This is a genomic window from Nodularia chucula CCY0103 (assembly GCF_963923915.1).
GTDB lineage: Bacteria > Cyanobacteriota > Cyanobacteriia > Cyanobacteriales > Nostocaceae > Nodularia > Nodularia chucula.
Genome location: NZ_CAWUOL010000015.1, coordinates 25433 through 41479, shown reverse-complemented (window position 1 = coordinate 41479; position 16047 = coordinate 25433). Strand labels below are relative to the sequence as shown.

10 protein-coding genes and 1 pseudogene are annotated in these 16047 nt (G+C 39.8%); 5 read left to right on the top strand and 6 right to left on the bottom strand.

The annotated features are described in order from the left end of the window. Nucleotides 1-174 precede the first annotated feature (174 nt). The 3 genes from ACM0OP_RS06925 to ACM0OP_RS06915 all read right to left on the bottom strand — a co-directional run bounded on the left by ACM0OP_RS06925 (nt 175) and on the right by ACM0OP_RS06915 (nt 2832). A complete protein-coding gene (locus ACM0OP_RS06925; RefSeq protein ID WP_414527662.1) occupies nt 175-1293 on the bottom strand; it encodes a ferrochelatase in 1119 nt (372 codons plus the stop codon). An 897-nt stretch (nt 1294-2190) separates the two neighbouring features. Next, nucleotides 2191-2589 (bottom strand): type II toxin-antitoxin system VapC family toxin, encoded by a 399-nt coding sequence (locus tag ACM0OP_RS06920; protein WP_414527661.1) that lies wholly within the window; start codon nt 2587-2589, stop codon nt 2191-2193. A 9-nt stretch (nt 2590-2598) separates the two neighbouring features. Further along, nucleotides 2599-2832: a hypothetical protein gene (locus ACM0OP_RS06915; protein WP_414527660.1), complete on the bottom strand. Its 234-nt coding sequence runs from the start codon at nt 2830-2832 to the stop codon at nt 2599-2601. A gap of 346 nt (nt 2833-3178) precedes the next feature. On the opposite strand from ACM0OP_RS06915, the gene ACM0OP_RS06910 reads away from it, so the two are divergent. The 5 genes and pseudogenes from ACM0OP_RS06910 (at nt 3179) to ACM0OP_RS06890 (ending at nt 7563) form a co-directional block, all read left to right on the top strand. Further along, nucleotides 3179-4477 (top strand): FAD-dependent oxidoreductase, encoded by a 1299-nt coding sequence (locus ACM0OP_RS06910; protein ID WP_414527659.1) that lies wholly within the window; start codon nt 3179-3181, stop codon nt 4475-4477. Nucleotides 4478-4538: 61 nt separating this feature from the next. After that, a complete protein-coding gene (locus ACM0OP_RS06905; protein ID WP_414527658.1) occupies nt 4539-5705 on the top strand; it encodes an FAD-dependent oxidoreductase in 1167 nt (388 codons plus the stop codon). A 57-nt stretch (nt 5706-5762) separates the two neighbouring features. Continuing rightward, nucleotides 5763-6278, top strand: a complete 516-nt coding sequence (locus ACM0OP_RS06900) for a hypothetical protein (protein WP_414527657.1) — start codon at nt 5763-5765, stop codon at nt 6276-6278. A gap of 7 nt (nt 6279-6285) precedes the next feature. Beyond that, nucleotides 6286-6456: pseudogene (locus tag ACM0OP_RS06895) on the top strand (IS4 family transposase); the annotation flags it as partial. A gap of 57 nt (nt 6457-6513) precedes the next feature. Beyond that, complete coding sequence (locus ACM0OP_RS06890; protein WP_414527685.1) at nt 6514-7563, top strand: glycoside hydrolase family protein; 1050 nt, start codon at nt 6514-6516, stop codon at nt 7561-7563. Between the two features lie 29 nt (nt 7564-7592). Here ACM0OP_RS06890 and ACM0OP_RS06885 read toward each other — a convergent pair whose 3' ends face one another. The 3 genes from ACM0OP_RS06885 to ACM0OP_RS06875 all read right to left on the bottom strand — a co-directional run bounded on the left by ACM0OP_RS06885 (nt 7593) and on the right by ACM0OP_RS06875 (nt 16044). Further along, on the bottom strand, nt 7593-13448 hold the full coding sequence (locus ACM0OP_RS06885; RefSeq protein ID WP_414527656.1) for a trifunctional serine/threonine-protein kinase/ATP-binding protein/sensor histidine kinase: 5856 nt from the start codon (nt 13446-13448) through the stop codon (nt 7593-7595). 253 nt (nt 13449-13701) lie between these two features. Beyond that, nucleotides 13702-14316, bottom strand: coding sequence for a cytochrome c oxidase subunit 3 (locus ACM0OP_RS06880; RefSeq protein ID WP_414527655.1), 615 nt, complete (start codon nt 14314-14316; stop codon nt 13702-13704). Between the two features lie 66 nt (nt 14317-14382). Further along, a complete protein-coding gene (locus ACM0OP_RS06875; protein WP_414527654.1) occupies nt 14383-16044 on the bottom strand; it encodes a cytochrome c oxidase subunit I in 1662 nt (553 codons plus the stop codon). Nucleotides 16045-16047: the final 3 nt, after the last annotated feature.

Sequence of the window (16047 nt, the reverse complement as noted above, 5' to 3'; positions counted from 1 at the left end):
TAGCTGGGGATTGGGGACTGGGGATTGGGGACTGGGGATTGGGGACTGGGGACTGGGGACTGGGAATTAGGTATTGAGAAGTAACAATTTTCCCCCCTGCTCCCTGCTCCCTGCTCCCCTGCCTCTTTCCCCCCTGCTCCCCCGCGTCTTTATGTCCGTTGCTATAACTCTTAATTAATGATGATGATGGTGATGGTGATTACCTGCCAACTGGGGATTAACCGTCATCGCTTCCTGATTCAACAACTCAGCAATATGAGCATTTGCCCATTCAGCAGCCATTGCCAAAAATTCTGGGTTGTCGTTGACACAAGCCATCTGAACATAATTTACACCGGGATGCTTTTGTGCTAAAGCATGAATGATGTGATGTACATCTAATAAAGTTTCGTGATTTTCTGTGGCAAAACCAATGGGCATAAAGATCACTGCTTTTGCACCTAATTGAATCAAGTTATTAGCAGCTTGTTCGGCATTGGGTAATGTCCATTCAATTAAAGGTGTGTCATGGTTCAGCCAACCTACGGAAATTAAAGGATAGCGGTTAATTAATTTATCCCGCACTAAATCATATAATGCCTGACTTTCGGTAATTCCGGAGGTGAATCCTTTGGCTTTGTGGGGACACCCATGATTCATTAAAACGATACCGATTTGAGAAGGTAAGTAAGCTGTATCTAGTTCGGCGCGAATCTTTTCTTCAACTAATTTAGCCATTAAATCAATGTAGGCTGGTTCGTTATAGAAGGAGGGGATGTAACGCTGTGCTTTTACCCAATGTTCTTCTCCATCAGCAATGTTAGCTAAAGCATTGTTAACTTGCTCAACGGCAATTCCACTGGTAAAAATTGAATCAACTACTAATAAGGGGTATATGAGGATTTTCTCGAATCCTTGGTTGTGAATTTCTGCGAGAACTTGGTCCGGGAGGTAAGGCGCACAGAAGTTAAAGGCTTTGAAAACTTGGATGCGATCGCCCCATTTGGCTTGTAAATTTTGTTCAATTCCCGCCCGTTGCTGTTCAAAGATGGCATTGTGTGGGGAAATAAAATCATGATGGGTATGTCCCCATTCATGGCGGTCAAATAAAGCTAACAATTTTGCTAGGGGGGGATAAATCCAAGTTGGTACTGGTGCGAATTTTGCAGTCAGAAGATTTAAAGCTTGTTCGTTATAGTTAGCAAAATCTTCATAGCTTTCAACTTCCCCGTAACCCATGAGTAAGACGGCTACTCGGTCTTTACCTGATAATGCCTCGTGGGTGTGTTGCTGTTTTTCTGGAGTGGCAACCACAATTATTTCCTCAATATAAATCTATATAAACCAGAGTTCAGCGTCAATGAAGTTAGGGAATAACTCTATTAGTCTGTTAACTCGTAGTTTATTATCCCATCCAGGGGGATAGGTTATGAGGAAATTAACAATAATATATCAAAAGGCATACTGAGGTTATTACTGGATATTGAGTAGCAAATTGCCGTTTATTCCTAGTTTTTTTACTAGGTTGCGCTGATATCAATTAAGATCGTTACGATTAAGTGTCGGCAATTGCATGATCTCAGAAAAATGTGAATACTTAACTTCATCTGTAGGAGGATAATCTGCTGATACAGCAATTAAGCCAATTTTTATATCCTCGAAATAAATTACACCCCCAATACGTCTTTCAAGTTGGAAAGGGGCATGAAAAAAATGATACTCTGCAATTTGACACTCCCCACGATAAATCGACAGGGATTCTTGGTTCAACGAAACCACTTAACCTAGAGTCCTTGCGTCATCTAGACCAGAGGTGGGATTCTCCCCAAGCGTTAATTCGGGTATGCCCTACCCTATTTGCATTAGTGCAAGTCCTGTTTTGTTTGAAACAATTTGTTTCAAAATGCTGATTCGTCTAGTCCCTATAAATCTTTTACCTACTGCTAGGAGGAAACTAGAATAATGCAGTAGAACCGCATAGATTTAATTATCAAGGTTCAGTGCTTTGTCTTTCGACGGCTAGGTTTTTTAAGTGGTTGATTACCTTTCCACTACAATTAGTATAGCAGCATACTGGTACACTAATGAATTAAAAGCCGTCCTAGAAGAACGGGGCTTTAAACCCAGTTTTTTGGTAAACTAATGAAGTCACGCAGAGGCGCAGAGACGCAGAGCATCAGAGTAAAAATCAATTATTGAGTTATTCACAAGCTACCAAATAGTATTAACTAAGCCCGAAGCAGTGATATTTTCATCACAGGTCAATAGCTGCACGTCTTCACCTTTATTGCCGATAATTAGTGCAGTTGCGACTACTTGTCTATTGTGCATTTCATCAATAGCATATAATCTCATGGTCATTTCTACCACATCTTGGTCAAATGGATAAATGACTACACGGCTATCACCTTTTACTATAAAAAATATATCTTTAGGATCAGGAATAGATGTTCTGCCTTTTTCCACAATCCAAATGGCTTCAGCCAGTACATTTGCAGGAATAATTAACTGAGCATTAGGTTGAGAAAGGATATATTTAGCATTCTCGCTTAACCGAAAATTACCTTCGAGAAACCAGATTAGAGCATGGGTATCTATGACATATTTCATAATTATTTATCACAAGTCTAAGCTATCCTCGATATGATCATCCAATGCAGCAATGTTAAAATCTGCCTCTGTTGACTGGTGATTTCCAGAAAAAATCCCGAAGGACATTATTTGCTGTTTATCTTGTTTTTTTTGAGAATCCAAAAACGTCACAATTACACGACTTTGAGCAATGTTAAACGGTATTTCTCTAAGTTCAACTTTACCGTATTTGTAAATACCTTCTATAGATTGCAACATCATTTTTATCAATATCAAATTCCGCTTATAAATTTATCAGTCTGGTTAACCTATTCATAAAATAAGGCGATACTATAAATTTCTCAATATCGCAGTTTACAGTAATTTTATCTGAGTTGTGATAGCTGATTTACTTTAGCCACTAATTACTTTTTTACCTGGACATAGCTCATACTTTAAATTTTTCCAAAAAAAGATAATTTAGTTAAATTGAATACTTAATGGAACTGCGATGTATCAGATATTTTGCCATTAATACCAAATCCTTCTGAAGATTCATGACAAAGTTTTATATTTGAATTTAGAAATAATATTGTAGTTTCTCTACCAATCAGTAAAACTTAGAAACATGGTCAAAACAGTAGCAATTATCGGTGCTGGGCCTAGTGGCTTACTCCTGGCTCATTATCTTTTAAGTCGTGGCGACAAATATAACATTAACATTTACGAGGCTCGTAGCGATCGCCGCATCATCCCCTTTTCAAAATCCCGCACCTTCCCCATCTCCCTCAACGAAAGAGGAATGACTGCTTTGAGACAAATTCCAGGATTAGAAGCAGCAGTGAAAGCAGTCAGTGTGGAAATGACAGGAACGCTTTTTCACCAAAAAAATGGTAAATCAAGGTTGACACCCAGAAAAAAACCTTTAGTTACTCTTGACCGCACAAATTTAGTAATTGTACTTTTAAACCAATTGACCCAAAAGTACGATGAAAGTCGGCTGAAAATTCACTTCGATTCTCAATGTCATTCTGTAGACTTAGCCGCCAAAACAGTTACCTTTAAAAATATTCCAAAAACAGATAATTTCACTGTAAACTATGATTTATTACTTGGTACAGATGGAGCTAATTCTGTAGTTAGAGAGGCTTTTTTATCGACAGAAGAGTTTAAATGTGAACAGAAATATTATCCTACAGACTACAAATCAATTTTCCTAAACAACAGCAAAAATTCCAGTCTTCACCTCAAATCAGACCACATTCATACTTGGAGGCTAAAAGACGGTACACTGATGGTAGCACTGCATCAATTCGATGGAACATTAAGTGGTGCAATCAATTTTCCCCGTGAAAAAAATCAGATTGCAAGTCTTTCTAGCCCAGAAGAAGTCCTAAACTTTTTTCACCAAAACTTTCCCGAAATTGGTCAGATAATGACCGAAGAAGATGCCCAAAATTTCCTCAACAGACCAATTGCTAAAATTTTAACAGTGCGCTGTAACCATTATCATCAAGGTGATAGTGTCCTCATCATGGGAGACGCAGCCCATGCGGTATCATCTTCTATTGGTCAAGGTTGTAATGCAGCACTGGAAGATGTGGCAGTTTTTGATCATCTTCTGGAAGAATATCATGATGATTTAGCTGAGTCTCTGAAACAATTTACTATTCGCCGTCAACCAGATGGTTACGCTTTAGTAGAATTAGGAGACTATGCCTTCCCTACATCTACCGGATTATTTTTTGAGTTTATTTTAAGAGAATATATTGCTAAAATTCTGCATAGAGTATTTCCTGAAAAATTTCCCCCTTCACTAATTGATTTAATATTTGAAACTACTGTTTCTTACTCAGAAATTTTAACTTCATATCAAGATTGGATAACGAAAGTGAAAAAATCCAACGATAAGTTATTGAGTACCTAATTGTGGGAAGGAAAAGTTAACCACCGATAGCAGATGAACGCAGATAAATCAGGAATAAAATATGGTTAATACAGTAGCAATTATCGGGGCTGGACTTGGTGGTTTATCCGTAGCTCAAGCACTCCGGAAACAAGGCATTAATGCCCAAGTCTATGAAAAAGCTTGTCTTTTGCGTCCCGTGGGTGCTGGTTTGAGTCTTGTGCCAAATGGTTTACATAGTCTTGAAGCTATTACACCGGGAATCACTGAGTTATTAAAAGCTGCGGGTAGCCAAACTCAAAAGCTGACATTGCACAAAAGCAACGGCGAGTTAATTGGGCAGAAATCAGTCACACTACAGGAAAAATACGGTCAACCGATGTTGCAAATTCGGTGGTCGTGTCTCCAAGAAATCCTCGCCTCCCAACTACCATCTGAAGCCATCCACCTTGACCATAGGTGCATTGGTTTTCAGCAAAATCAGAAAGAAGTCCAAGTCTGCTTTGAAAGCGGCAAAACAGTGCAGGCAGATGTGTTAATTGGGGCTGATGGCTTAAACTCCGTAGTTAGGCAGATATTGATTGGTGACGGAGATCCTGATTATGCTGGTCGGATGTCTTGGCGAGCTGTTCTCAAATATAGTCACCCAAAACTGCTTCCTCACGAAGTCATGTCGATGACAGCATCCGACGGCAAAATTTTTGGGTTCTTTGACTTAGGTAGCGGATATGTATTTTGGAGTGGGGCTGCACTATGTCCAGAGGGCAATATTGCTGAAACTGCTGCCGAAGTTAAGTCTCGCATCCAACACCAGTTTTCGGGTTGGGCAGAACCAGTACAGGAAATATTAGCAGCAACTAACGTCGAAAACATTGTAGAACGGCCGATATGTGACAGACCACCCCTAGAAAACTGGAGTCAAGGCAGAGTAACACTCTTAGGTGATGCAGCTCATCCAATGGTACCATTACTAGGGCAGGGAGCCAATACAGCCTTTGAAGATGCCTGGGAACTTGCCCAATGCCTTCGTCATGCTTCCAGCATTGAAACAGCCCTAGCTAATTATGAAAATAGTCGTAAACCCCGCACCCAAATTATCCAGATTCGTAATGCAGTTGGGGCGAAGCGTGCATATAAAGCTGATAGTGAAACGTACTTAGCAAAAATGATGCAGCAGACACAACTAAGTGATGCTGAGTTTGAAGAGTGGCTCTACAATTACAAACCTTCTCTGGTAAATTATTCTTAAACATACTGATAACAAACAATCAATACAGAAAGTTCATTAACGGTAAAGATTAAATTTATGAATAACAAACTTCGATTTGAGTTAATAACAAAACCACATCCTTACTTAAATGAGAAAAGTTCAATGTTTGAAGAGTGGGGGGATATTAAAATATTAATATTATTTGAAAATAAAAAATTAATCTTACTTAAAACTGAATGGAATATGTTAGAAATAGTCAAATGGGTAATAAAAAATCAACATAATTTTTGTAATAGTATTGAGAATATTCATGAAGAAATTCAAGTGTTTGCAAACGAAAGTTTAGCCAAATCTTTGGAAAGACTCCATCAGAAAGATTTTTATGAAGAAGAAGATTCTCAAGATAAATGGTACGAAGCCCTCTATAAATTTCGAGAGCAACATAATTTGAGGTTTGCAATGAGAGGTTCTAACATCCCAGATATTGTTATTGGACTTAATAAAGGCAAAGGTGAAATATCACTCTACAATGAAGAACATGATTGGTCATATTCGTTTGATATAGAAGACTTTTTAAATAACTTTATAGGTAACTATCGCCACATGGCGTAAAACCAAACCCGCTTCTGGCATTGTTGATCTTCAGGCTTACTGTCGGGGTTTTCGATATGTTCGGGAAATGTTAAAAATGCTTCCGCAACAGCCTGAGCCTATTTTATTAGCCCAGATTTTTGCCAAGCTTACCTCTCTTGGTCCTATTCACAATGCTTCTACAGGCGTTGAACCCTCGTATTTTGGCTACAGTATTGTAATTAGCAACAATTTAATTAATTTATATATTAACTTCATGAGTGACAAAGCAACACAAATCAATCAACCTGGTCTAGTCTTAGCACCAGGAAAAGAAGGCTGGTGGGATTCCGAGAGAGTTTCCGCACCACAGGTTATGCGCTGTCCCGATGGAACCTGGAAGATGTGGTACTACGGACGGGATGCTGCTTTTGACCGACAAATTAACTCACCAACTGGGCGCTGTGGTTTAGCCATTTCCCCAGACGGCGTGAATTGGCAACGAGTCAAGGGACAATTGACAATGGGATCTGTATTGGAACCTCACCCAGATACTCACCGCTTTGATTCAGCCCATGTGGGTGTCAGTAACGTCAACTTTCACGATGGTCTTTATTGGATGTGGTACTTTGGCGGTAACCACACAGTTGTTGATATCGACAAATTTCAAGCTAAAGGGTTACAGATGCGCCCTGGTTGTGCTGTTTCCCGTGATGGGATCAATTGGGTGCGACTGGAAGGTGCTTACCAAGGAGCAATTCTGGATGTCGGTAAAGACGGCGAATTTGATGCCCTGTTCTGTGCTTGGCCGCAAGTATTGCATGATGATGGCAGTTGGAAATTATACTACCACACCCTGAACCCAGAAAAAGGTTTTTTAGTCGGTTTAGCAGTATCAACCGATGGTTTGCGTTGGGAAAAAGTTGGTCAGATTTTAGGGGCGGGCGAGTCTGGGAGTTTTGATGAGAGGGGTATTGGTACTCGTCATGTCCTGAAAATTAACGGCGAATACTTAATGTTTTACGAAGGTGTCAACAACAGTGGTTATCACTCCATTGGTTTGGCGATTTCTGATGATGGTATTCATTGGCAAAAAGATACAAATGTCCCCGTTTTTTCCCATGCTGAAAAGGGTTCTGGTTGTTGGGATGCAAGGGCAGTGGGTACGCCTTGTGTAGTACCAATGGATGATGGTAGTTTCCGGATGTATTACATTGGCGCTAACGAAGGCGGTCATGATGAGCTATCATCACAGCATCAAATTGGTTTGGCTGTAAGTGCTGGAGCTAATTTTCGTCAGTGGTATCGCTGGGGTGAGATGTGTTGAAATGTGTCAGCACTCCATTAACACAGACTTTAAGCCAGAATCGGTAAGGTAATTACAAATTCAGTTCCTTCACCGAGGGTAGAATTTACTGATAGTGAACCGTTGTGTTTTTCTACGATAATTTGACGGGCGATCGCCATTCCTAATCCTGTGCCTTTACCAACCGCTTTAGTAGTAAATAAATGGTCAAAAACCTGTTGTTTAACTTCAGCATTCATTCCTTGACCATTATCAGCAATGCTAATTTTCACTAGATTCTTTTCTACTGAAGTTGTAATGATAATTCGATTATGATTTGCTTGTATTTTTGCGAAACTCAGCCCAAAATTTAACTCATCTAAAGCATCAATTGCATTGGCGATAATATTCATAAATACCTGATTGAGTTGTCCAGGGAAACATTCAATTGGGGGGAGATCACCATAGTTTGTGACTACTTCAATAGCTGGACGTTTTTGATTAGCCTTGAGACGATGTTTCAAAATTAAAATCGTGCTGTCAATGCCTTGGTGGATATGAAACTGCACTTTGTAATCTCTATCAGCACGGGAAAAAGTGCGGAGACTGGTGCTGATATTTTTCAGCCTGTCGCAGGCCATAGACATAGAATCAATAATCTTGGGCAAGTCTTCCAAGGTATAATCCAAGTCAATTTCTGACGCATGGTCAAGAATTTCTGGACTTTTATTTGGGACAATTTCTTGATAAAGTCTTAAGTGTTCAACAATATCAGCCAGAGTGGGTTGAGCTTGTTTGAGACTAGCGGCAATAAAACCAAGGGGATTATTCATTTCGTGAGCTATACCAGCAATTAAATTGCCCAGTGCTGACATTTTTTCACTTTGGACCATCTGTAATTGGGCGTTTTGTAGATTAGTTAGCGCTTGTGCTAAATCTTGTGATTTTTGTTGTAAAGCCAGTTCCGCTTGTTTGCGATCGCTAATATCTCGCATCACAACTACCGCGCCGACTTTGTTCCCCCCAGAATCGAAGATTGCTTGACCACTGGCTAACAAAATTCTGGTAACACCATGCTTGGGCGCAATTACCATTTCGGCATTTTCGACTATTTCCCCTTGCAAGGCGCGAAACAAAGGAATTTCCGTGGTTGATAGGAGTGTTTCACCATCAGGTTGATAGAGATCAAAGTATTGGCTCCATTCTTCTGCTGGTAATGATTCTACTGGTAAGCCATGAAACTCACTAGTTGCTTTGTTGAATAGCGTCAATTTGCTATTAGCATCACAAACAACAATCCCATCTGTAATATTGTGAATAATCGCATTTAAAAACTCTCGTTCTTTGCCTAGAGATGCTTCGGTCTGTTTTAATTGTTCTAGTGATGCTTGTAATGACTGGGATTTTTCCTGTTCTTGTCCATACAATCGGGCGTTTTCTAAAGAAATTGCCACTTGAGCGCAAAGTAAATTCAGTAGATCAACGCGATCGCTCGTAAACGCCCCCTTTGCTAAATTATTTTCCAGATATAAAACACCCATCAACTTACCTTGGTGCAAAATCGGACTACATAAAATACTCTGAGGTTGCTCGCGGATAATGTATGGATCATTGGCTAAGGTGGGATCTGCGGTTGCATCCAGTAGCAACACAGTCTGTTGAATGTGTTTGACTTTGTAAATTAGCTTGTGGGGAATGTCTTGACTGTCTTCAATGGCCAGACTTTGCAACAGAACGGGTTGTGTTATTTGGGTAATTGCGCCTTGAATTAGCAGATGATTGTCTTGCAACAGCATTAACACACATTTATCAGCCCCAGCATTTTCGATGATAATGGAGAGTAACGATGAAAGTAGTTTTTCTAGTTCGATTTCACCGGAGATCGTCTGAGATGCTTTGAGAATTGCCTTTAAATCTAGAGTATCTGAGACAGTGCTGCTAGAAACTGAAGAACGACTAGATGTCAAACTCCTTGAAGCAAAGATAGTTTCGTTCGTAGAAAAAGCCCCACGAGTTTGTTCTAAGATCGGCGCAAGTAATTGGGGATAGCTTTTTTCTAAGTCTGCGACTTTAGCTTTTGCTCCCCAATGGGCATAGGCATAGTACGCTTCAATCATGTATTCTTGGGCTATGCGCTGTTTGCCCCAATCAAGATAGAACTTTGCCGCTAGTTCGTTAGCTAGTGCTGTTTCTTGGATGTATTTATTAGCTTTAGCCAGGGAAATTGTCTGATCGTATAGATCAATGGCTTCTGCAATTCGTCCTAAAACTCGATATTTTTCTGCTTCCACTAAAATGTATTTATGTTCAAAGTTTGTATGTGCATGATCAGCCCATACTTTCATGATTTTTTGATTTATTTCTACTTGCTCTAGCAGGGATTGACATTTCTTGTTTATGGATGATGTGCATCTGTTTTCGGACGCTTGTAAATCAATGCACTGAGATAATAGCGAAAGAGAATAATAAAAGTTGTGAATCGCCACAGTTATACCAATAGCAGCATCAGCGTAGTCTGCTGCCTTCAGTGTCGATGTCACCGCCGTCGAATAATCTCCAAATAAATAGCTGAGAATAGACTTAGCTAAATATGTTGTAAATGGCAGTGAGCGATCGTTACCAGCACAGTAAACAGGTACAAGCTCAGTTTCATCAAAATACTCACCTGACAATTGCCTTGGCTCAGTGACATCTCCCAACAAATTAGAAACAAGTTGTTGCCAAATTTGAGCATTTCCAAGAGAGTGATCTTGTTTAATTGGCTGCAAAATCTCAAGAGCAATCTTTTGTTTCTGTTGTAAATCTATTAAAGTTTCTCCAGTAAGAAAGCGATAGGTACAGCCATGAGCGGTTGCATAACTAGCATACTCAATATCGCCCATTTCAAAACCAATGTGACTAGCTTTTCCTAATATTTCTATAGTTTCAATCAGAGGTTCTTTCCAAGGTCGAATAAAAACATTGAATAAATTCTTTACTTTACATTCCAATTCTCTAGCAGAAAATCGATCCAATACTTCCAAGGCAAGTAAACCCGAGTAATATCCTTTATCTAAATCTTTCTCAAATACACACAGTAATATGCCATAAAATACATAGGCAAATGCAGTCAGCGATGTGTGTCCTTGTTTTAAGCTCAAATCAATCATTGTCAAGACAATTGGTGATAGCAGCTCTGGTTTCGTTGTGTAGGCTGGAGAAAAAATTGCCATAAGTATACGCATGACAGCAATTTGATGGTCATCTTGCATAACTGGCAATGATTCTATTGTGCTTAATTCTGGTAAGTGAATTACTGAAGATGCAGGAGCATAATTTAAATCGACTCCCAGAAGTTCCAAAGCCAACATTCCTACATCCAGTGCTTTTGGCATCTCTGACTGAGCCATATACATTTGAATTTGCATCTCATAAATTTTGACGCGATCAATTAGGCTAGTTACGCGCTTCAACACAAAATTAGCTAAACTTTGGGCATAGGCAAAGTTGATGTTAAGATATTCTGCCTTGATCGCAGATTCGTAAAGGGATAAAGTTAGCCTGTACTCGCTTTGCCAACTATCAACGTCTAAAGAATTAACTCCATTATGAAAATATTTAGCAGCAGCACTATAAGCCGTTGCCCCAAGAGCTTTTTTCCCGGACATGAGGTTCAATTCTGCTAATTGATGTCTTTGGTGTTTTGTCCTAATTAACTCTCTGGCTAGATTCAAATGATTAACGATATCAAAAATATTTTCTTTGTATTTTTCTGGGGATATATGATTTAATAATAATTGTCCAATTTGGTAATGTATTTCTTGTTTTTTATCTTCTGGAATTAGTAAATAGGCAGCTTGTTGAACCCGATCATGTAAAAACTTATATCTAACGTTATCTTGGTTTTTTTGTGCTAATTCTTGAGTTGCTTGTCCAATATAAAACTTATAAGCATCACTAATTGGTAAAACTAACCCTTCCTGCAATGCTTTCCACAAAACATCTGATGTTTCGAGGACTGTTTGCTCTGAAACAATAGCTAAAGTATCTAAATCAAAAGAGTTACCAATACAAGCTGCTAATTGCAATAAATGTTGTGTTGATGGGGGTAATTTTTGCAATTGTGAACTCATAAAATCCACAATGTTATCTGTAACTATTTGAGCTTTTACTTCAGATATGTCACATTGCCAACATCCTAATCCAAAATCAAAGTGAATCAGTCCATCTTGATGTAATGCTTTGAATAAATGTGTGGCAAAAAATGGATTGCCTTGAGTTTTTTCATATATCAAGACAGAAAGATTCCAGGCAGATTTTTCTGTACATCTGAGTGTGTCTGCCACCAATTCATTGAGTTTTTGTTGATTGAGTGGTAATAAAGTAATCGTGCTGATTTTTGCTGGTGTCTTTTCTATTTCACTCAACGTCAACATTAATGAATGTCCTGGGGTTACTTCGTTATCCCGGTATGCACCAATGATGAAAAGATAAGCTGTATCAGTCATTAACAACTGTATTAATTTTAGCGATGCCAAATCTGCCCATTGTAAATCATCAAGAAATATCACTAAGGGATGTTCAATACTAGTAAAGACTTGGGTGAATTTTGGAAATAATAAATTAAATCTATTTTGGGCGGCTGTTCCTGATAACTCTATCGCTGGCGGTTGTTCGCCAATAATTTTTTCTAATTCGGGAATAACTTCAATAATGACTTGCCCATTATCGCCAACAGCCTCTAGGATTTTATATTTCCATTGCTGAATTTGAGTATCACTTTCAGTTAACAATTGCCCCATTAAATCACGGAATGCTTGTACAAAGGCACTGAAAGGAATATTGCGTTGAAATTGGTCATATTTACCTTTGATAAAATAGCCTCTTTGTCTAACAATTGGCTTATGCACTTCGTTGACAATTGCTGTTTTCCCAATTCCAGAAAAACCCGCTACTAACATCATTTCTGATGCACCCTGACTGACTCTATTAAATGCTTCTAGTAGGGTTGATACTTCTGCTTCTCTGCCATAGAGTTTATCAGAGATAATAAAGCGATCGCACACATCCCGTTGCCCAATATCAAAACTCTCAATTTTACCAATTTCTTCTAGCTGATATAAACAAGTTTCTAAATCATATTTCAGTCCCGATGTACTTTGATAGCGTTCTTCAGCATTTTTTGCCATCAATTTGCTGACAACTTCTGAAAGCACAGGGGGGATTTGTGGGTTGATTTTATGCACTAATGGTGCAGCTTTAGCAATATGACAATGTACCAACTCCATTGGGTCATCTGATTGAAAAGGTAACTCCCCTGTCAGTAACTCATAAAAGGTGACACCTAAAGAATAAAAATCAGTCCGGTAGTCAATTCCCCGATTCATTCTTCCGGTTTGTTCTGGGGAAATATAAGCAAGTGTACCTTCTAATACATTGGGATTCGTCAAAGTTTGAGTTTCCCGTGGTAGTAAGGATGCAATACTAAAGTCAATTAATTTAACTTTTTGTGTATTTGGATTAATTAAAATATTGCTGGGTTTGATATCTTTATGAATAATGCGATCGCGATATAGTATTTCTAAGGCGTTGGCAAGAGTGATCGCTATCAGCAAAAATTCTTGTAGAGACTCTGGATATAATATATCTACAGAGGTTAAATAATCCTTTAAAGAAATTCCCTCAAAATATTCCATTACCAACGCGTAACCATTTTGATAGGGTTCTAGGCTATGGGTTTGGATAATTAAGGGTGAGTGAAGATTTTTGGCGATCGTGTACTGATTGTGAAATTGCACCAGTTCGCTGAAACTGGGATGAGGATTTTTCAACAGTTTAATCACCACAGGTAACGAATCAACCAGTCGTTCCCCTCGATAAACCAGGGTTCTGGAACTATTGTAGAGTTGCTCTCTGAGATGATATCCGGGAATACTCTTTGGCATCATGACCTTATGTTAAATTTTGACAATTAATTTATGAATTTATTATTCCCAAACTAGTACCGCAATTCTCTTTCCTATATCAATAGTTTTAAATATAAAATATAGTCTTAAACTTAGGTTATCCCTTGAAAAACTAGAAAAGGAATTAAGGTAATGTTCACCGTCACACAGCACAAATGATCTTGATCACTCATTGGCGCTATAGCGGTTAAAAAATTGGGGACACCACCTACTTTAGTGAAGCATCCCCAAGGGCTTATTGCCAAATATAAATGAGAATAAACAAAACAATCCAAATCACATCTACAAAGTGCCAAAATAACGAAGTGGCATTTACGCCAAAGTGACCTGATTCGTAATTCCCAGGAAGGAAAGAACGGACAAAAATAATCGACTGCAACAGAATACCGGTGAAAACGTGCAAACCGTGAAAACCAGTTAGCAGATAGAACATTCCACCGTATACCCCGGAAGTAAAGCCAAATTCCAGGTTACTCCATTCAATGGCTTGTCCTACTAAAAAGTAGCTACCCATTGCCATTGTTGCGCCCAGATAAAGGCGAAATCCTTTTAAGTTGTGGTTTTGCAGGGCGCGTTCTGCCAAGTAAATCACGAAGCTACTGGAAACCAGAATCACTGTGTTGATTGCAGGTTCTGTAATTTCTAGTCCTGATACTCCTGCTGGTAGCCAGTTGGGAGTTGTGGTTTTGTAGACGATATATCCGGCGAAGAAACTCAGAAAGATGACGCTTTCGGAGAGGAGGAACACGATGAAGCCAAACATTTTATTGCCTTCTTCGTCGTGTTCGTGTTCAACGCCTGCGTGATGGTGAGATATTTGCAATTCTTCTGGGTTGATGGAACTGTCCATTGATGGTAATTCTCCTTTTTTTAAACGCAGAGGATCGCTAAGGAAAGCGCAAAGGTGCGCCGAGGTTTAGTCTGCGTTTTTTAATGCAGGGTTGTTGGCTGTTAAGGGTTCTGTTTTGCCGTAGCCGTAAGGATCGGAGATGATGATGGGAATTTGTTCAAAGTTTTCTACTGGGGGAGGTGAAGAAACCATCCACTCTAGTCCTATGGCGCGCCAAGGATTATCAGGTGCTTTTTCTCCTTGCATCCAGGAAATTACCATGTTGAAAATGAAGGGTAGTGTAGACATTCCTAAGAGGAATCCGCCTAAACTAGCGATGATGTTCCAAAATTCGTATTCTGGGGCGTAGGAGGAAACTCGGCGTAACATTCCTTGCAACCCTAATGGGTGCATGGGTAGAAAGTTGAGGTTAGTGCCAATGAATGTTAACCAAAAGTGTAGTTTACCCCAGCCTTCGTAATACATTCTGCCGGTCATTTTGGGGAACCAGTGGTAGATGGCAGAATATAAGCCCATCGTGACTGTGCCAAAGAGAACATAATGAAAGTGACCGACGACAAAGTATGTATTATTTACGTGTACGTCTACAGGTACGGAGGAAAGCATAATCCCTGTGATACCTGCAAAGACGAACATTACCAATGCACCAAGGGAGAACAGCATGGCTGTATCTAACCGCAGTTTACCGCCCCAAATAGTGGCTACCCAAGCAAATACTTTAATCCCTGTAGGTACGGATACAAACATGGTGGTCAACATGAATATCAACCGCATCCAGCCTGGTGTAGCACTGACATACATATGGTGTACCCAGACAAGACCACTGACTAAGGCAATTAACATTGAGGAAATGGCAACTACTTTGTAGCCAAAAAATGGTTTGCGGGCGTAGACAGGGAAGATTTCTGAGAATATACCAAAGATGGGCAGAATGATCACGTAAACGGCAGGGTGGGAGTAAAACCAGAAGTAATGCTGAAACATTACAGGATTACCCCCTAAACTGGGGTTGAAAAAGGCTGTACCTGCTGTGAGGTCTAGCAACAGCATAACTGCACCTGCTGTGAGTGCAGGTAGTCCAAATAATTGGATGATTTGGGCGCTAAATATTGCCCAGACAAATAAGGGCATCCGAAAGAAGCCCATACCTGGGGCGCGCATTTTAACAATTGTGGTGACAAAGTTAACTGCCCCCATAATTGAGGATACGCCGGATATAGCTACTGCTAGTAACCACAGAACTTGACCGTTAATTAAGTTACCAGTGGGGTTTTGCAAACTGACTGGGGGATAAGACCACCAACCTGCTTGGGCTGGACCACCTGGCACTAGGAAACTGGTCATTAACAAAATCCCAACTACAGGTACCATCCAAAAGGCGACGGCGTTCAGTCGGGGAAATGCCATATCTCGCGCCCCTATCATCAGGGGTACTAGATAGTTAGCAAAGCCTACGAGGGAGGGAAATGTCCACAAAAACAGCATGATAGTGCCGTGCATGGTGAACATTCCGTTATAAACGGTGCGGTCAATAAGGTCAGATTCGGGTGTAATTAGTTCTCCCCGAATCACCATTGCGAAGATACCGCCGATGAGAAAGAAGAAAAATGAGGTGACAAGGTACTGTATACCAATTACCTTGTGGTCTGTGCTAAAGCTGAAGTATTTTTTCCAGCCACCTGGGTTCTCACCAGGGTGACTGATGCCTGCGAGAGGGATATTTGTCATCGG